The organism is Shewanella oneidensis MR-1 (assembly GCF_000146165.2).
Taxonomy (GTDB): domain Bacteria; phylum Pseudomonadota; class Gammaproteobacteria; order Enterobacterales; family Shewanellaceae; genus Shewanella; species Shewanella oneidensis.
This window is the reverse complement of sequence record NC_004347.2, coordinates 2,130,075-2,149,196: the sequence shown is the minus strand read 5'-3', so window position 1 is coordinate 2,149,196 and position 19,122 is coordinate 2,130,075. Positions and strand designations below refer to the sequence as shown.

Genomic DNA, 19,122 nt, shown 5'->3' with positions numbered 1-19,122 from the left:
ACTTAAGTTAACCCAACTACTTGATTTTGGATACTGGCTACAAAAATTATTATGATGCAGTGCAAAACAAAAAGAGGATGTTGCCATCCTCCTTTGATTTTTCTGTTATTCCAAAGACAGATTAGCCTCGGCAACGGGCAAAAATATCCAACTCTGCTTGATAGACTTGGGTTTGCACATTCATTAATCCCAATAAGCTATCGAACAAATTGTCATGGGAAAATCCGCCCTTTTCAGCTTCTTTGGCAAGACAGGCCATATTCAACTGATTGTCTTGACTAAAATCCTCAGAAAACCAAGCCAGCATAGGAATACTCGTTTGCTCAATGGGCGCAATGCTGTAAGGGGCGCCATGCAAATACATACCTTTTTCACCCAAAGACTCGCCATGATCGGATAGATAGAACATGGCAGTATCAAATTTTTCTTGCTGTTGTTTAAGCTTATTGACGACTTCACTGATGATGTAATCGGTATACAAGATAGTATTGTCGTAAGTATTCATTAACTCTTCAGTACTGCAATTTTGGATATCGCTACGTGGGCAATCCGGGGTGAATTTCCGGTGCTCTGGCGGATAACGGAGATAATAAGTCGGTCCGTGACTGCCAATAATGTGTAACGCAATCACAGTATCTTTTTGCTCGGCTTTCGCTAATGCTTCGTCAAGTTTATTTAGCAATACTTGATCAAAACAATATTGGCCAGAGCACAACGCGGGATCGCTATTTAAATCGATAGTAATGTTCTCAACCTGATCGCACACGCCCTTACAGCCTGAGTCATTATCAAACCACTGCACTTTAATGCCACCGTGATTGAGCACATCAATCACAGTATCTTGGGCATAGGCACGACGAGAATCATAATCCTCTCGCCCCATACGGGAAAACATGCAAGGGAGCGATACCGCGGTTGCCGTACCGCAGGAATGGGTCTCTTTAAAAGCCAGCAATCCTTGTCCCTGAGTATGGGCGTTGGTCGGCTTATCGTAGCCATAGTATTGATAGTTCATTGAACGGGCAGTTTCGCCCACCACCAGCACAAGTAAATTGGGTTTACCATTGGCATTGGGGCTAACATTTTTAGCATCCAATCCGAGCTGTTCATATTCGATTGGCGTTTGTAAGTAATGCACGTTGAGATACTTGGCTGCCGCACCGATAAAATAAGTTGGTACGATATAACGCTTAATCTCATCATTATTACGTCCAAAGGCAGCGTAATCTTGGAAATAGAAGAACGCGATAATCCCTACCCCAGCTAACATCGCTAGCATAAATAGAATCTTACGCAGTAACTCTTTGAAAAAAGGTTGGTATTGGATATCTGCTTTGTAGATTAAATAGGCTGGCAACAACCCCGTTAGCAGCATGTTGAGTATGGAGGCAAAGTTCACATACATCAGTGCTTCGGCGCTGTTGGTCTGAAAAGTGTTTTCAATCATGCCGTAATCAAACACGACATTGTACTTTAAGGCCGCAAAAAACACGCTCGATGACAATAAGGTGAGAACGATAAAAAAGGGCTTGAGCAGATATTTTACTGTAAACAGCGAAAACACAAAGCTCAGCGCAAAGAGTAAAAACAGGGGCATGGTCGCAATAAAGATGGGATCGACATCCGGTTGTTTTTCAATGCCTTTCTTGATGATTTCAAACAGTGGGATATTAAAAACACAAACGTAAAATAAGGCGATGATAAAGGTGAAGCGATTCACGCTCAGAGTTTTAAATCTCGTCAGCACTGGTAATAGTCTCTCAAATCAATAGTGAGCCGAAGCTAACTTAGTTTTCTTAAGGCAATCTTATTTGTGTCATTTTAGCAAGTAGCAAGATTCAGCTCAATGAAATCATCTTTATAATTAACAAGTTATAATACTGATAAAAAACGGCCGAATTTGAGAAATTCGACCGTTTTTGACTCCCCAACTTATAGGGACTTGCTCGGAACTAACCACAATTTGTTAATTTTTTGCGACTACAAGTGCGGTTATTTTAACTGCTGTAATAAGTAGGCAAACGCCATTGAATTTAGTTCCGCAGCTTGATTATTATCTGCTGCCCCCGCATGCCCGCCTTCGATATTTTCGTAGTAAAGCACATCAATGCCCATATCCTTCATCTTAGCAACCATCTTACGGGCGTGCCCAGGATGCACCCTATCGTCACGAGTTGAGGTAGTGAAAAAGACCTTTGGATAATGCACATCTTTATGCAGGTTATGGTATGGCGAGTAGGTTTTAATATAGTCCCACTCCTGTGGAATATCGGGATTACCGTATTCCCCCATCCAACTGGCCCCCGCGAGTAACTTGTTAAAGCGGTACATATCGAGTAATGGCACTTGGCACACGACGGCATTGTAGAGATCGGGACGACGGGTAAAGGCTGCGCCCATCAGCAAACCACCGTTACTGCCGCCTTGAATACCTAAATGCTTGCTCGAGGTGATCTTACGGGCGATCAAATCCTCAGCAATGGCCTCAAAGTCTTCATAAGCTTTATGACGATTCTGTTTTAGCGCCGCTTGATGCCACGCTGGGCCATATTCTCCACCGCCACGGATATTGGCCAGCACATAGACTCCACCCTGTTCTAACCAGTTTTTACCAATGGTGGCTGAATATGCTGGGCGAAGAGACACTTCAAATCCGCCATAACCATAGAGCAATGTTGGATTACGGCCATCTAACTTGAGATCTTTTGCCATAACCACAAAATAAGGCACTTTGGTGCCATCCTTTGAGGTGGCAAAATATTGCTTGGTTTTAAATTTATCCGCAGCAAACTGCTGAGGCATACCTTTGATTTTTTGAGGTTTAAGTGCCTTAGCATTGACGGTATACAGGCTCGATGGCTCAAGGAAGCTAGTGTAATTAACAAAGAAATCATCACTGTCGCGCTCCATATCCATCACCGTTAGCGCACCATTGGCCTCAAAGGGGACTGGCATGCTTTGCCATGTGCCCTTGTCATCTTGCTCATAACGCACCAATTTGCTTTTTACGTTATCGAGCCAATTAACAAAAATCGCGCTCTTACTGAAACTTAGCTGCGCAATAGATGCTGTCGGGGTTGGGCTCACAAATTCAGTGAAGGAGGCTTTTTGGGCAATTAAATCGGCCACATTAGCGTACACCACAGCGCCTTGGCTGAATGTCGCCGCAGGCGTTGCTAAGTCACTCTTTAGCTCAATAAACAACTTACCTTGGAAATAACCTTTAATCTCAGCATCTTGTGGGATGGGTAGCTTAATCAGTTTGCCGTCTTGGTAAACATACTGCGTCGCGGTATAAAAGGTATGTGCTTCTGTGACAAGGCTGAGCGGGGTTTTATCGTCAAACATCACCCAACCCGATACCGCGACAGAGGTTTTATCTCCACTAAAAATCGTCTTAGCGTTGGTAAGTGGGGTACCACGTTGCCATAACTTCACGACGCGGGGGTAACCTGAGTCAGTCATGCTTTGGCCATCGCCAAAGTCGGTGCCGACAAATGCATGATCTTTATCTATCCAACTTAGGCTAGATTTCGCTTCTTTTAAAAAGAATGGCTTCTCTTTTACTGGCACAAAATCTTTAGTGGTTAAATCAAATTCACGCACTTCCACCGCATCGGCGCCGCCACGGGATAAAGACACAAAGCAGCGCTGATTATCGGGATATTGGCAATCAATGCTCTTAAACACCCAGTTTACGGATTCCGACTTACCCAAAGCATCGACATCGAGCACAGTTTCCCACTTGGGATCTACCTTAGCGTATTCTTCCATCGTCGTGCGACGGTAAATCCCCCGCACATGGGTATCGTCCTTCCAGAAGTTATACAGCTTATCGCCAATATGGGTGGCGTAGGGAATACGCTCTTTATCGTTAAGGATAGCGAGGCTGTTGGCGACTAAGGTATCGAAACCTTTAAAGGCTTTAATTTCAGCGGCAGAAGCGGCATTTTGGGTCTTAACCCATTCCATAGGCTTTGCGCCTTCAACCTCTTCGAGCCAAATATACTTGTCTTCTTGTGCGTGGACTTGAGCAGTCATAGTGAGTACACCAGCAATGCACCAAGGCAGTAATTTACGATTCATGTTATTCCTTTTTAAACCGAGTCCTTAAATAGAGTCCTTAAACAGAGCCTATCTCAATTTCTGCTCTACATTACCTTAATTGACTTTGAGTTCAACTTTTAATCCAACAAGAATGTAACAAAAGATAAGGTGTTGTAATTAGAAACGATTAATCGAGAATGAATAGAAAAATATTGCAGCTGTTATGCCATAAAAAAAGCGCCGTTGAAGGCGCTTAATCAAACCATTAAAACTCTTGGTTCATCCGCGTGAGCAAATTTAGCAGTAGGCTTCGCTCTTCTGCACTCATCTTAGCGGTCAAATCCGTGGTGAGTTGCAAATGCAGCGCATCATGTTCAAGGAAGAGTGCTTGGCCCTTTTCGGTTAACTCAACCAAAATCGAGCGCCTATCGGTTTCGTGCGGGCGGCGCATCACCCATTGAGATTCCACCATCTTATCGATTTGCACCGTAAGCGTACCGGTCGTTACCCCAATTTTATCGGCGAGTTCCTTCATCCGCATCGCGCCGTGCACCCCCAATAATTCAATAGTGTGAACCTGCGATAGGCTAAAACCTTTATCCCGCACAATAGCATGCTCCCACGATGATAATTTTTCATAAAACTCGATAATCACATGGTTCAAGGCCTGATCCGTAGAATGGATGGCCGAGGCTGATAAAGCATCATGCTGCGGTGCAACTGTCATTAGGCTTCCTTAGCCACACACTCACCTTGCCGGCAAGTATGCAACTCAATAGTAATATGGGATAACTCAGGAAATTGACTCAGTAACTGATTAAAATAACTGGCTTCTTTCGGTGAGTGGGACACTATGGATGCCATAATAGCATGGTGATCGGCACTCACGCGCCAAATATGTAAATCGGCGACTTGGTGATCAGGCACCGCTTCAATGGTTTCGCGCACTTTACGCTGTAACGCTACATTTACCCCGCCGTCGAGCAAAATTGGACTGGTTTGCTGAATGAGTCCCCATGACCAGCGGCTGATAATAATGGCTCCCACAATCCCCATAATGGGGTCAAGCCAGGTTAAGCCCATATATTTACCAAATAAGAGTGCGGCAATCGCCAGCACTGAGGTTAATGCATCGGCTAATACGTGAAAATAAGCCGCTCTCAGGTTGTGATCATGTCCCGAATGCCCATGGGAATGTCCATGTGCGTGGTTGTGTGAATGGTTATCATGGTCATGGTCATGGTCATGGTCATGGTCATGGTCATGGTCATGGTCATGGTCATGGTCAGCAGCATGATGTTCGAGCCCATCACAGCAATGGTTATCTTTATGTGCTGTATGCTCATGTTTGTCATGTACTTGATGCAGTGAATGGCCATGTGAGTTGCCATGCGAATGTCCATGATCGTGGGAATGATGATCTTTTAACAGGAACATACTCAACACGTTTACACTTAATCCAATCAAGGCCACGAAAATGGCTTCATTAAAGTGAATATTCTCAGGGTTTATCAAACGCATCCCTGATTCAATCAGCATGATTAAGGCTACCAGTCCTAAAGCAATTGCACTGGTATATCCCCCAAGTACACTGACCTTACCGGTACCAAAGGCAAAGGCCGGATCATTGGCGTGCTTACGGGCATAGGAATAGGCAAAAAGCGTGATCATAAAGGCGGCGGCATGGGTTCCCATATGCCAACCATCAGCAAGCAAAGCCATAGATCCGTAAATCGTCCCCGCCACAATCTCGGCCACCATAGTGATAACCGTTAAATACAACACATAACGGGTATTTTTTTCACCATCTGCATTTTGTTTAGAAAATCCATGGGGATGTTGCCACTGGGCGATAGAGTGCCCAAAGCCATTGCTTGGCTGAGCCGTTTCTGTTGAGGGTGTTATTTTCATTGTCTTTTCCTACGCTCCCTGCCCTTCTCTAACCGATTGAGGCAACACTACTTGTGGTGTTTGATGACTTAATGTCAGCATTTTAGTTTGAAAATCAAAATATATAAATATCGAAATAATCAATTTTCAAACTATTTACATCAATGTGGCTGTGAATCACTGAATGCTAAAGCATGCAGACACGTAAGAATGGCGGAGTAAAAAAACACAAAGGCGCTTAAATCAGTAGATTTAAGCGCCTTAGCATAGGATTAGATTAGAATGCGGTATCAGAACATAGATACGAAGAATGCGCTGAAAAATAAAGCAATTACAACTGTAGTACCTAGAGCCATTTTAAGTTCGGTGTTCATATTCACTCTCCTAGTGGGTATAGCCACATTATTATCAAGCCTGAGATAAATGCCTATATTGAGATAGTTATTTTGTGAGCAAGCGCTACATAAATGGGTATTTTTCACACCGAAACCTATCACGAGGTGACCTAGATCACAGCGCGCATTTTTACCTAGCGTAGATAATTTCAAAAATCAAGGCATCGCAATACGCTTATTCGATTAACATTTGGACTCGATTAACAACGAATTTTGTTATACTGCCAAGCGTAATTCATTGACCGAGATAATCCTATGTCACAACTGTTACACACTATGATCCGCGTTGGTAACTTAGAGCGCAGTATTGCTTTTTACACTCAAGTGCTTGGCATGAAGCTGCTACGCACCTCAGAAAATCCAGAATACAAATATTCTTTAGCCTTCGTGGGCTACGGTGAAGAGTCAACAGGCCAAGCCGTAATTGAATTGACCTATAACTGGGGCACAGAAAAATACGATCTAGGCACAGGCTTTGGCCATATTGCCATTGGTGATGATGATATTTATGCTCGCTGTGAAGCCATTGCTGCCGCAGGCGGCAAAGTGACTCGCGCCCCAGGCCCTGTCGCGGGTGGCACCACAGAAATCGCCTTTGTTGAAGATCCTGACGGCTATAAGATTGAATTTATTCAAATGAAGTCAGCGACGCAGGGTTTAGGCTAAGCCATAACGCTTATAATGCGACAACTTAATATGAAAACGGCGTTTGCATGATCTGTAAACGCCGTTTTATTTTATTAACTTATTCAAATGCAATAAATTATTGCTTGTCCTTTGCAGCCATTGCCAAACGACTGGTGCGCATCTTCTGCCAAATCGGTAAACGCCAGGCCAGTAGCAAACTAAACCCGAGAATATACAGGCTAGGCTCAACGATTTCGGATTTTACTGACCAATAAAAATGGATTGGTGCCAGTATCGCCACAAGATACACCCCATTGTGCAGCGTTTGCCAGCGTCGCCCCATTTTACGCATTAGGATCTTAAATGAGGTAAACGCTAAGGCGCTCACTATCACATAAGCCACGGCGCCAACTAAAATATAAGGCCGTTTAGCGACTTCACTTAAAAACAACCCCCACGCAAACAACAAATCTAGGCTGAAAAACGCCACAATATGCAGTGTGGCATAGGCAAACACATACAGGCCGACAAGCCTTCGAGTCTGCATTAACCAACCTAACTTAAATCTCTTGGCAATAGGTGAAATCAGTAGTGTTGTCAGTAGCGCATTGAGTGCGCCAATTCCAGTAAAGTGGATAATATGCTGCACAGGGTCGCCGCCCGCCCGGCTCGACAACACAGTAAAAACCAACCAAGTAATCGGGATAAGCCCAATCAAATGAAAGACTAACTTTACCCAGAGCAGCTGTTTTGGCGAGACTCTTAACGCCGTGATGTTGAACATAAGACTCCTACTCTTTTTCCCCTTTAAAGGCGCTAACAACTCTCTCGCTAGACAGATATTGCAACTTATTCGCTAGGCACAATCGATTGCGCCTAGAATACGGTCGCCGAATGGGTTAATAAAACTGCCTAAGATCCATGCCCTCATATAAAGAGGCCACAAACTCGCTATAACCATTAAAAGGCAATGTATCGATGCGCTGCGCCGAGAATAGCCCACCTTCACCGATGCGCCGCTCACTCGCCTGTGACCAACGGGGATGATCGACTGCAGGGTTCACATTGGCATAAAACCCGTACTCATGGGGCGCGAGTTGATTCCAGCTGGTAGGCGGCTGCTTGTCCATCACTCGAATACGCACGATGGATTTAATGCTCTTAAAGCCGTATTTCCATGGCACTACTAAGCGGATCGGCGCACCGTTTTGCGGCGGCAGCGTTTTACCATACAGCCCGACTGACATCAGCGTCAGTTCATTCATCGCCTCGGCAATGGTTAACCCTTCCACATAGGGATAATGAATGCCACCGCCCATTAAACGGCTCTTTTGCCCCGGCATTTGCTCGGGATCGAAAGCGGTCTCAAAGGCGACATATTTTCCCTTGCTGGTTACGCCCACTTTTTTCAATAACGCCGCAAGTGGAAACCCAACCCAAGGGATCACCATCGACCAAGCTTCAACACAACGAAGGCGGTAGATTCGCTCTTCTAGCGGAAACAGCTTGGTTAGATCCTGATAATCAAGCGTAATGGGGCGCTCAACTTCCCCTTCAATACGCAATTGCCAAGGCTCGACTTTATACTGCTGCGCGTTATCAGACGGATCCTGTTTACTGGTGCCAAACTCATAAAAGTTGTTATGGGTCGTGACCTTATCAAAAGGTGTGCGCACCTCATCCTGGCCAAATCGAGCATTAGCTTCAAACGTCAATGGCGTGGTAATAAAGCTGGTTTGGGGCTGTTCACCAAACAAATCGAATAATCCCGCCTGCACATAGCCCGAAATACTGGCACCAATCGCACCTAAGCCCATGGCTTTAACGATGTGGCGGCGAGCCTTAAAGACCGACTCGGGCGTAACTTGATTATCCTGTATATGCCAGCGGGCTTTTTTTAAAATACCCGGTGTAAAACGTGAATGATTAGCCAATTGACACCTCTACTGAAATATGGACCGATTTTGCTAACTAAAGCGTTCGCCAGTATCACACAGGTTATTTAACCTGTGTTGGTAAGCTGTAGGAATATAGACACAGGAAACCGCAAAAAAATTTCATCCCTTACACTTTATCAACCTCACCGACTAAGACTTGCTCATTCAAGCAATTCCCCAACAGATTGTTTGCCAAAGCACTTGAAGCCTTTCTAGGGGCATGCGACCCTAAGCGCCATCGCAAAAGGAGTGCTAGTACGATGCCATTTTCACAATCTTTTTCCCTCGCTCAGATCATCGGCCTGATCGCCGTGGCCTTTTTAGGACTGTTAATCGGTGCCCTACTCAATCAACGTCTTACCCGTTCACGCTGGCAACAGTTTAAGGACGATTTAGAGCAAGAAATGCGCCAAGTTAACGAAGATGCAGAGCTTTCCCTCGCGCAGCAACAAATTTTAGTGGATGACAAAGATAGCCAACTTCGCCTGTGCCAGCAGCGCTTAGAGCAAAAAATCGAACATCTAGGCAAAGCTGAAGCCTTAGCCGAGCGCGTGCCGAGTTTAGAGCAGCAATTAAGCGATAGTCATCGCCGTCAGCTCGAATTACAACTGGCCTTGTCTAAATCCAATGCCATGCAACAAACGATTCAAGCCAAAGCGGATGCCCAGCAAGAATCACTGCGGGAAAAAATCGCCACCTTAGAAAGTGCTGAAGTACGCCTGCAAACCCAATTTGAAAATCTTGCTAACCGTATTTTCGAAGAGCGCAGCGAAAACTTTAAACACCAAAATGCTAATCAATTAGAAGGCGTACTCGGGCCGTTAAAGCAGCAGTTAGAAGGTTTTAGGCAACAAATCCGCGAATCCTACAACCATGAGCAATCGGAGCGAAGTGCCCTTAAGCATCAATTAGAGCACCTGCGCGATCTCAACTTAAAAATGAGCCAAGATGCCATCAACCTAACAAAAGCCCTGAAAGGCGATAACAAGCAGCAAGGCAACTGGGGAGAAGTCATTTTAGATAGAGTGTTACAGGAAAGTGGCCTGCGCGAAGGTCACGAATACCACACCCAGCAAGACCTTAAAGATGACAGCGGCAAACGCTTTAAGCCCGATGTCATCGTGCATTTGCCTGAAAATAAAGACGTGGTGATCGATGCTAAAATGTCGCTTATCAGCTACGAGCGTTATTTTAATAGTGAAGATCCGCTGGTGCGAGAGCAGGCCATCAATGAACATGTGTTATCCATTCGCAACCATATTAAAGGCTTGAGCCAAAAGGATTATCAGCGTTTACATGGGCTTAAAAGCTTAGATTATGTGTTGATGTTTATCCCCATAGAGCCAGCCTTTCTGCTGGCCTTGGAGCATGATCCCAGTTTGGTCAACTTTGCCCTTGAGCAAAATATTATGCTGGTCAGCCCAACCAACCTCTTGGTTGCCCTGCGCACCATCAATAATATTTGGCGCTACGAATACCAAAATCAACATGCGCAAACCATTGCTAAACAAGCAGGTCGGATCTATGACAAACTTTGTGGCTATCTCGAGGATATGGAAAAACTCGGCCGCGCATTGGATAACGCCGAGAAAACCTATCACAGTGCGATGAATAAATTGTCCTCGGGTAAAGGTAATTTAGTGCGTCAAGCGCATTTAATGCAGCAACTGGGTGTTGATACCAGCAAACAACTCGATAAGATGTTACTTGAGAAAGCGCTAAATGAAGCCTTAGACGACAGCGATGTTGCACAGACAAACGATATCGAGGACGATTACACGGCAAGTGCAAGCGAAAGTCTATCCATGGTCACAAAGACTGAGGATGCCGACGCACTCGAACAACACCAAACCTATACGCAGCAAAACGCCTAAATCACTATTAATCCTGAGTCGATAGGCAAAATCGATTCTAACCTTGATGCCCGGAGGCAAATTCTGCATGTGCAACCCATTGACCAAGATGGTGTTATCCAGCGCAATTATTATCGCAGGTGCATTTAATGCCTCTGCGGCTTTCGCTTTAACGTCTACCCAAAAGACCTTTATTGAGGCAGAAAAAGCCTTAAAGAAACAAGATTATGCAACCTATAAACCCCTGCGCGCTAAGTTAGGTGAATATCCGCTGGCGATCTATTTAGACCATGATATGGATATAGGTAAACTCAACGATTTACGCGGAAATGATGCTAAGCTTTTGATAGATAAGTATCAAACGACACCTATGTATCAGAGACTGCGTTTAAAATACTTATTAAATGCTGGCGGCCAAAAACGTTGGAACGATTTTCTGAGTTTGGCTCAAGACGCGCCAACCGATGTCAGACTGCAGTGTTATTTTTATGAGGCAAAACTCGCCAAGGGCGAAATCCAAACCGCCTATACCGCCGCGCAGTCGCTGTGGATCTATGGCGATTCACGCCCTAAAGAATGTGACTCCCTGTTTAATACATGGACTAAAGCGGGCAAGCGTACCCAAGAGGTGATTTGGGCGCGGATGTTACTGAGTTTCGATGAGGGGCAAACCAGCCTACTGAGCTTTCTATCGCAAAAAATCACTGTCCATAGCGCCGAAGCAAAACGCTTGGTGGCGGTATTTAAAGATCCGAATAGCCTGCGCCACACCGAAAAATTTAAGGATAAAAATCCGATCGTTGGCGATATCGTTGCTGCAGGCTTAAAGCGCCTTGCACGTAAGGATCTCGACCAAGCCATCGATTTATATAGTCATTATCAAAAAGCCAAACGTTTTAGTCCCGCACAGGATCAACAGTTGCAAAAGTATCTCGTGCGCCGCGTATTGATTGAGCAGGATGATAATTTTAAAGACTGGGCCGATAATCTACTCCCCGAGATGAAAAGCGACGATATGTTTGAACGTCGTTTACGTTGGGCGATTCGCGAGCAGGACAGCACCCATATTGCTCGCTATTTAGATTTATTATCACCTGAAACGCAATCCAAAGAGCGCTGGCAATATTGGCTGTATCGCACCAATGCCCAACACGCCCCTGAAAGCGCGACCAAAGCCCTAGCCGCCGTTAGCAATGAGCGCGGTTTTTATGGTTTTGCCGCCTCTCAATTATTGAATAAACCCGTGTCTTTGAATAAAAGCCCAGAGCCTGTTGTTGATGTTAACAGTCCCAAAATAGAAGATGATTTGGGGTTTGTTCGCGTACAGGAGCTAATGGCGCTCGATCGTTACTTTGACGCCCGTTATGAATGGGTTGCCCTGCTTAAACGCAGCAATAATGACATGCGTGCCCGCTACGGCCGTTATGCCCACGACCAAGGCTGGTACGACTTTGGCGTCGAAGCCAGTATCCAAGGTAAACTTTGGGACGATATTCCACTGCGCTTCCCGGTAGCGCATCAATCTGGTTTTGAACATGCAAGTAAAAAACACAAGGTCAATATCGATGAAATTCGCGCAATTAGCCGCCGTGAGAGTGCATTTTACCTCTATGCCACTTCCGGCGTGGGTGCCCGTGGTTTAATGCAGATTATGCCGGCCACCGCAAAAGCCACCGCCAAAAAGCACGGTGCGAAATATAACGATCCTAAAGATCTTTACAGTGCCGAACTTAACTTAAACTTAGGCAGTGCCTATTACGCCCAATTATTGAAGGAGTTCAATCAAAACCGCGTGTTAGCCACAGCGGCCTATAACGCAGGCCCATCAAGGGTTCGCCGTTGGTTATCGGAGTCAAATGGTCAACTCGATGCCATGAGTTTTATCGAGTCCATTCCCTTCACCGAAACCCGAGAATATGTCCAAGCCGTGCTAAGTTATCGCTTGATTTATGAAGCGCAAAAACAAAAACCATTGCCCTTGTTTAACGAGGCTGAGCTAAAGTTTCACTATTAAAGTGATACGGTAATACTGGAGAAAATAAAGGTGGCAAAGGCCACCTTTATTGCATTTACAAACAGAATACCGTATTAAATTCAAATCGTTAACCCATGTACATAAAATCGGCAAACGCACACAACTCAGGTAAACTTGTTTGCACTTACCGCCATTAAATGCGAATAATTAGCAATTAATTCTTATTCATTCGATGTTACATGCTCAATCTCAGCGGTCTATCCTTAAGTTGCGAATACCAGCCCTTCGTCTGTCCTCACACTAAACACATTCATGGTTATGAAGCTCTCGCCCGTTTCTACCTTGGTCAAGGTCAAGCCATCGCCCCTAATTTGGTGTTTGAGCAATTGCACGAAAACAGCAATGCACTGGCAGCCGTTGAGTTTCAGGCCAAAACCTTTCAGCTTAAACACGCCCCAGCTAGACAAAGCTTATTTGTGAATGTCGATCCCCATGCGGCTAACGGTGTGCATACCCAAAAGTTACTCGATTTACTCTCCAGTCACCCGCAATTAACAGTAGAGATTATTGAGAATACCTGCATTAGTGACGCCGAGCTTGCCAATCAACTGTTTCATCAATTTAAAACAGCAAATCTTAACGTGGCACTTGATGATATCGGTGCGCCCCACTCCATGCTGTCGGTCGATTTAATGATGAATGTGGATTATCTGAAGTTTGATCGTCACTGGCTAAATTTAGTTGCCGAACCCCACGGTATTGCACTACTCAGTGCATTGATTGAATTTGGCAAACGCACCGGCAAACAATGCATCCTCGAAGGGATTGAAACTGAGGCACAACTCCAACTTGCCCGCGAGCTGAATGTCGATCTGGTACAAGGATTTTTATTTAAACCTTGGTTTATCCGCCCAGAGCAAAGCGAAAGGTTAATTTGTTAGGGAGGAATAAAACTGATGCTAGTGGCGGCGTTCATATCGATTCGCTGTGATTGTGAAGTTAAAAATGGGTCACAGCAAGATTGCCAAATCGCATATCGCGTTATGTACATTGCCACTGTTTCCCCAGTGACACGCCGTCTATTTATTTAACAAGAAGTGTCCCTATAGGCCGACGGCGACATCTGCTGCATATGGAAGTGCGAATGCCGCGATCACATGGCTAATGATGTTCGCAACATCATAGCAGTATTTCCCATATCCCTATGGAGCAGATGTGAAAATGCGGCCATGCCGCCAACGGTCACAGTTGCAACAATGCCAATCTTAACGACTATTGAATTGTTCATCTCTAAAAGTATTGCCCCATTGCGCGTTATCGGGGTTACTGACAATTAACTCTGCAAGCTGTAAGTAGACCAAATTTTAGTAATGCTACTGAGTTTCGAAAGGACTCTGACTTTATAATGTGTCTAACGGGCTAGTTGTCCCCGCAAAATGTTGGCCAAGTACATGTGTATAGATTTGTGTGGTACTAACGTCATTGTGGCCCAGTAACTCTTGAACACTTCTTATATCACGACCAGCTTGAAGCAAATGGGTTGCGAAGCTATGCCTAAACGTATGGCAGGTGACGCGTTTATTCATTTGAATATTACGCACGGCATTCCCGAGCGCTTTACGAATAACACTTTGATGTAGATGATGCCTGCAAAGTGTTCCTGTATAAGGATTGATACAGGTTGATGTTGAAGGGAAAATAAACATCCACCCGTGTTGCCTAAACGCATTGGGATACTTACGTTCTAATGCATTTGGCAGAGATGGACCTATCCCTTGCTGGTTGTCATCCTGTTGAATCTTAATAGCCTTTTCAATATATGTTGTGAGCTTTTCTGCGCATCTATGGCTGAGGATGGTTTGCCTATCTTTATGTCCTTTACCGTCTCTAACGGTCAGCGAAGCGCTCTCAATATCAATATCTTGGATACGTAACCTGAGGCATTCTGAAACTCTTAGTCCACTACCATAGAGTAGTTCTATTATTAGCCTATCGCGGCCATCAAGTTCATTTAGTATTAGTGAGATTTCTGATGGGGATAACACTGTCGGTAAATATCTCTGTTTAGTGGCATAGCAAAAACCTAAATCCCCAAGCTCATGGTGCAAATGCTTCTGATACAAATAGGCTAATGCGTTAAGTGCAATTTTTTGTGTGTTGATGGCCACATTTCGTTGATTGGCAAGGAAGGTTAAAAATTGTGCAACTTCTTCCGTTCCCATTGTTTCTGGGTGACGCTTGCCGTGAAAGTTAATGAATGCCTTGATCCAATACAGATAGGTTTTTTCCGTTCTAATACTGTAACCACGCATACGCATTTCTTGTTGAAGGCCGCTTAGAAATGGGCTTTTTAGACTCATGATAACCCTCACCACCAAACGCTGTAATTTTATACAGTATTATTTAACATTCCCGGATATCAAGGAAAATAGTGAAAAAATTTTGCGCGTTTGTACATGTGCTAATTCATATAATTAATTTATATCAATATGTTATGTGTTTGCGATTTGAGATAATAGGTTTGGAAAACGCGCCTGCGCGTTTTTCCAGATGGTATATTTGAATAGACGCTGATAAATTACACTCAATACAAGTAGTTAACTGTGCGCGTTTTCACTGGTCCAATGAGGTAAACGCGCATGCGCACGAATAAAATGTTGAACTAAGCCGCTGCGCGGAGCCTAAAGCGAACCGCTGCTCCACACTTACTCCTAGGGATAATCCCTTACCTAGGAGGTCTACCATGTCATCACTTCTGCAACAATTCCATGATGAGATTAGTTTACGTGGTTACTCGGCCCGAACGCGTAACGCTTATTTGTATGCCATCACCCAACTTCAGCACTATGCAAACCAACCGCTCGATAACATTACGGATGAGCAGCTTACGGCTTATTTCCGTTACTTAAATCTTGAGCGGCATCATTCCAGAGCTACTTTAAAGTTACAGCTTAATGGCATTCATTTTTTCTATGAACATGTCCTAAAACGTGACTTTACGATTCAGCTAAGTTTACCGAAACGTCCGCACAAACTGCCGCAATTGCTTAGTTGCCAAGATATCGCGGCACTGCTGTACCACTGTCAAAACCTGAAACAACGCGCTATGTTGGCGCTGTGTTATGGTTGTGGTTTGCGTGTCAGTGAGTTAACCCATATTAAGGTTGCTGATATCGATGGGCAGCGGCAGTTACTCAAAGTGTGTCAAGGCAAGGGTGCCTGCGACCGCTGGGTGATACTCTCACCGACTTTACTCATCCTGTTGCGTCAGTATTGGCAAGCGTATCATCCCGTCGAATGGTTGTTTGCCTCGACCTATCATGATGTGGTTTATCCGCTGCATGAGTCGACCTTTCGTAAAGCGTTAGCGAAGGCGGCCCGCTTAGCGAGTATCACTAAGCCATGCAGTCCACACAGCCTAAGGCATGCTTATGCAACCCATCAATTACAAGCGGGTATGCCACTTCATCAATTACAGGCTCAGCTTGGGCATCACAGTATCAAGTCTACTGAACGCTACTTGCATTGGTCGCCGGAATTAGGTCATCAAGGCTGTGACTTGCTAGCAAGTCTTGGGGGAATGCCATGGCAACCTCCTACCATTTAAGCGATATCCTTCAGCAGCACTTAGCCCACTATCAACAGCAGCATAAACTGACCGAGCAGCAAGCTTTGGTCTGCCAGCATATTCAACAGTGTCGCACGCAAACCTTAGGGATGCAGCACTGGCGTTGTGATACTTGCCAGTATGAGCAGCAGGTGTGTTGCTCCTGTGGTGACCGGCATTGCCCTCGTTGTCAGGGAAGGCAGACGCAAGCGTGGATTGCTACGCAGCAGGCGCAAGTCTTGCCTTGCCGCTATTTCCATTTGGTTTTTACCTTACCCCACGAGTTGAACATCTTGGCGCACTATGCTGCCAAGCCGCTCTATAGCGCGTTGTTTGAATCGGTGTGGCAGACGCTGGCGCAGTTTGGCATGAAACGGAAACACCTTCAGGGTCAATTGGGTTGCACTATGGTGCTGCACACGTGGGGGCAGACCTTGAGTCAACATATCCACTTGCATTGCTTAATCCCTGGTGGGGTGGTGACGTCAGCGGGAGATTGGCATGGCGTGAAAACGGATTATCTGTTTCCGGTTAAAGCCTTGTCCACCGTGTATCGGGCTAAGCTATTACGGGCACTGCGACAACATGAGCTGGCTATTCCAGCGGCTGAAACCTTAATGGCAAAGCCGTGGTGTGTTTACAGCAAAGCGTGTCTAAGCCGCGCCGAAACCGTGGTGGAATACCTTGGGCGTTATACCCGTAAAGGCATGTTGCATGAATCAAGAATTGCAGAAGTGACCGCAGACCATGTCCGTTTTAACTACAAAGACTATCGTGACGGTCAGCAGCATAAGCAAATGTGGCTAAGCTGTGATGAGTTTATCCGCCGTTATTTACTGCATGTGTTGCCCAAAGGGCTGATGCGAGTGAGACATTTTGGTTTTCTTGCCAATGCTTGCCGCCGCAAAAAGCTGGCGCTCATCCTGCGGCAACTACGTAAGCCGCAGGTGGTATTGGCGAGTCCTTTGGTTAAGAAGGACTGTTTGTGGTCATGTCCGCAATGCCAGTTAGGTCATTTGCAGTTTATTGGGTTGATAAGACCGCAGTCGGTAGTGATGATAAACAGCCAAGGTCAGCCAGTACGTATGTCAGGATAACCACGCCCTCAAGACGTAGCGTAACCGACAGCGAAAAGCAGCCAGCCTTATGGGGTTAAGCCGATGAGGGGATAGGGTATGAGTGTCAGCCTGAATCTGGGGCCAAAATGCTGTCAACCAAGGTCAACAATCAGTCAGAAGTGAGTGTAAAAGAATGAGAAAGCAAAAACGATATCAAGTGATTACCCTCCAAACTGTATAAAAAACCGCTACCGCAAAAAAACAAATTCCTATAGCATCATTTATACCAATTGACATGGATGTGGCAGCGGCCAAGTCCAACAAGCGATTTATGCCCTGCAAACAGCGCAGCGCATAAATACTAAGACGTTAGGCATCAAATAAACATCGGAGTATTAATAGAAAATGGGAAATATTTCTTTTCTAACAGGAGGCAATCCAAGCTCGCCTCAGTCCATTGCTGAATCTATTTATCAACTAGAAAATACTTCGGTGGTCTTTCTCAGTGCTTGGCAGAGAACAACTCCAGACTTTCAGCGGGCTGCACGTGCCAGCCAAGAAGCCATGCTTCATCTAGACCATATCGTTAATGAAATAATGAGAAATAGAGATCAATTACAAGCCGATGGCACCTACACCGGCTCGCAACTGGAAGGGCTGCTCAATATATCAAGGGCCGTATCAGTGTCGCCGGTAACACGTGCTGAGCAAGATGATCTCGCGAACTATGGCCCGGGTAACGGTGTACTTCCTTCTGCTGGCTCTTCTATCTCAATGGAAAAGCTTCTCAACAAAATAAAACATCGAAGAACTAATTCCGCCAATTTTAGAATTGGTGCTTCCGGAGAGCATATTTTTATTATTGGCGTTGATAAGCCAAATCGCCAACCGGATTCCATTGTTGAATTTATTGTTGGTGATTTTTGTCAACACTGTAGTGATATAGCTGCACTAATTTGAAAATGCCTAACAAGTCAATTAACTTCGCGCCCTTCGGGCGCCGGACGCAGAAAAGCTGCGCCGGTTATTGAGGCGTTAGGGGCCCAAAGGAATAATATGCCACTTGAAAAATTAGAAATATCAGGGTTTAGAGGATTCAGTGAAAGGCAAAGTTTGGACTTTTCTGTTCCAAACAATCAACCTGGAAGTGGTTTGACGATTATCACTGGAGCAAACAATTCCGGGAAATCCTCTATCATTGAATGTCTAAAAGCTCGAGGTGGTTATCAATCACCAAGCTTCACGGTTGGTGCGAGAAACGCTTCAGTAGATTTCGTTGAAATAAAATATTTCATCGATGGAAAAGAAGAATCTGTTTCTTCAATGAAAAAAGGAAGTAGTGAAACAAAAAAGGATGAAGTTAACCAAAATTTTCATATTTTCGTTCTACCTTCTCGCAGGGCATTTAATCCATTCTTCGGCAAAGGGAGTAACTCGCGAGTAGATTATCTTAATAATAGCCAGCTATCAGCACAGCGAAGTTCGATGTTGGATAGCTTTCAATATCGCTTGTTCAACATTCTCGAAAACCAAGAAGCTTTTAATAAATTACTTCACAGGGTATTAACCTTTAAGCCGGAATGGTCTATTGACCAATCTGATCAAGGACAATATTTCCTAAAATTCTATAGTGGGGAATTTTCACATACTAGTGACGGTATGGGAGAAGGCGTTGTTAGTATTTTTGGTATAGTTTGTTCTGGTCTAATCCCATCGGACACTTAATTTTGAGA

At 44.9% G+C, this 19,122-nt stretch carries 15 protein-coding genes; 8 read left to right on the top strand and 7 right to left on the bottom strand.

Annotation, left to right across the window (positions count from 1 at the left end; translation table 11 throughout):
- Window positions 1–121: 121 nt before the first annotated feature.
- The 4 genes from SO_RS09435 to SO_RS09420 form a co-directional block, all read right to left on the bottom strand.
- Window positions 122–1,747 (bottom strand): phosphoethanolamine transferase, encoded by a 1,626-nt coding sequence (locus SO_RS09435; protein WP_011072121.1) that lies wholly within the window; start codon window positions 1,745–1,747, stop codon window positions 122–124.
- Window positions 1,748–1,992: 245 nt separating this feature from the next.
- Window positions 1,993–4,086, bottom strand: coding sequence for a prolyl oligopeptidase family serine peptidase (locus SO_RS09430; RefSeq protein WP_011072120.1), 2,094 nt, complete (start codon window positions 4,084–4,086; stop codon window positions 1,993–1,995).
- A 226-nt stretch (window positions 4,087–4,312) separates the two neighbouring features.
- A complete protein-coding gene (locus SO_RS09425) occupies window positions 4,313–4,774 on the bottom strand; it encodes a MarR family winged helix-turn-helix transcriptional regulator (RefSeq protein WP_011072119.1) in 462 nt (153 codons plus the stop codon).
- Window positions 4,774–5,958, bottom strand: a complete 1,185-nt coding sequence (locus SO_RS09420) for a cation diffusion facilitator family transporter (RefSeq protein ID WP_011072118.1) — start codon at window positions 5,956–5,958, stop codon at window positions 4,774–4,776. Before SO_RS09420 ends, SO_RS09425 begins: the two co-directional genes overlap by 1 nt.
- Before the next feature lie 629 nt (window positions 5,959–6,587).
- On the opposite strand from SO_RS09420, the gene gloA reads away from it, so the two are divergent.
- Window positions 6,588–6,998 (top strand): lactoylglutathione lyase, encoded by a 411-nt coding sequence (gene gloA, locus SO_RS09415; RefSeq protein ID WP_011072117.1) that lies wholly within the window; start codon window positions 6,588–6,590, stop codon window positions 6,996–6,998.
- Between the two features lie 97 nt (window positions 6,999–7,095).
- Here the strand turns inward: gloA and msrQ are convergent, their stop codons facing one another.
- Both msrQ and msrP read right to left on the bottom strand, forming a co-directional pair.
- On the bottom strand, window positions 7,096–7,743 hold the full coding sequence (gene msrQ, locus SO_RS09410) for a protein-methionine-sulfoxide reductase heme-binding subunit MsrQ (RefSeq protein WP_011072116.1): 648 nt from the start codon (window positions 7,741–7,743) through the stop codon (window positions 7,096–7,098).
- A 115-nt stretch (window positions 7,744–7,858) separates the two neighbouring features.
- A complete protein-coding gene (gene msrP, locus SO_RS09405) occupies window positions 7,859–8,893 on the bottom strand; it encodes a protein-methionine-sulfoxide reductase catalytic subunit MsrP (protein WP_011072115.1) in 1,035 nt (344 codons plus the stop codon).
- A 263-nt stretch (window positions 8,894–9,156) separates the two neighbouring features.
- On the opposite strand from msrP, the gene rmuC reads away from it, so the two are divergent.
- From rmuC to SO_RS09390, 3 genes are all read left to right on the top strand, one after another.
- Entirely contained in the window at window positions 9,157–10,770 is a 1,614-nt protein-coding gene (gene rmuC / locus SO_RS09400; protein WP_011072114.1) for a DNA recombination protein RmuC, read from the top strand.
- A gap of 67 nt (window positions 10,771–10,837) precedes the next feature.
- On the top strand, window positions 10,838–12,763 hold the full coding sequence (locus SO_RS09395; RefSeq protein ID WP_011072113.1) for a transglycosylase SLT domain-containing protein: 1,926 nt from the start codon (window positions 10,838–10,840) through the stop codon (window positions 12,761–12,763).
- A 200-nt stretch (window positions 12,764–12,963) separates the two neighbouring features.
- Window positions 12,964–13,665, top strand: a complete 702-nt coding sequence (locus SO_RS09390) for an EAL domain-containing protein (protein ID WP_011072112.1) — start codon at window positions 12,964–12,966, stop codon at window positions 13,663–13,665.
- A 459-nt stretch (window positions 13,666–14,124) separates the two neighbouring features.
- On the opposite strand, the gene SO_RS09385 is transcribed toward SO_RS09390, so the two are convergent.
- Window positions 14,125–15,084: an integron integrase gene (locus SO_RS09385; protein WP_011072111.1), complete on the bottom strand. Its 960-nt coding sequence runs from the start codon at window positions 15,082–15,084 to the stop codon at window positions 14,125–14,127.
- Between the two features lie 383 nt (window positions 15,085–15,467).
- On the opposite strand from SO_RS09385, the gene SO_RS09380 reads away from it, so the two are divergent.
- The 4 genes from SO_RS09380 (at window position 15,468) to SO_RS09365 (ending at window position 19,114) form a co-directional block, all read left to right on the top strand.
- Window positions 15,468–16,331: a tyrosine-type recombinase/integrase gene (locus SO_RS09380; protein WP_011072110.1), complete on the top strand. Its 864-nt coding sequence runs from the start codon at window positions 15,468–15,470 to the stop codon at window positions 16,329–16,331.
- The gene (locus tag SO_RS09375) at window positions 16,310–17,428 is read left to right on the top strand and encodes an IS91-like element ISSod25 family transposase (protein WP_011071694.1); all 1,119 of its coding nucleotides are present in this window, start codon (window positions 16,310–16,312) and stop codon (window positions 17,426–17,428) included. The genes SO_RS09380 and SO_RS09375 overlap by 22 nt, the downstream gene beginning before the upstream one ends.
- A gap of 366 nt (window positions 17,429–17,794) precedes the next feature.
- A complete protein-coding gene (locus SO_RS09370; RefSeq protein ID WP_011072109.1) occupies window positions 17,795–18,349 on the top strand; it encodes a hypothetical protein in 555 nt (184 codons plus the stop codon).
- 96 nt (window positions 18,350–18,445) lie between these two features.
- Entirely contained in the window at window positions 18,446–19,114 is a 669-nt protein-coding gene (locus tag SO_RS09365) for an AAA family ATPase (RefSeq protein ID WP_164925681.1), read from the top strand.
- Window positions 19,115–19,122 lie beyond the last annotated feature (8 nt).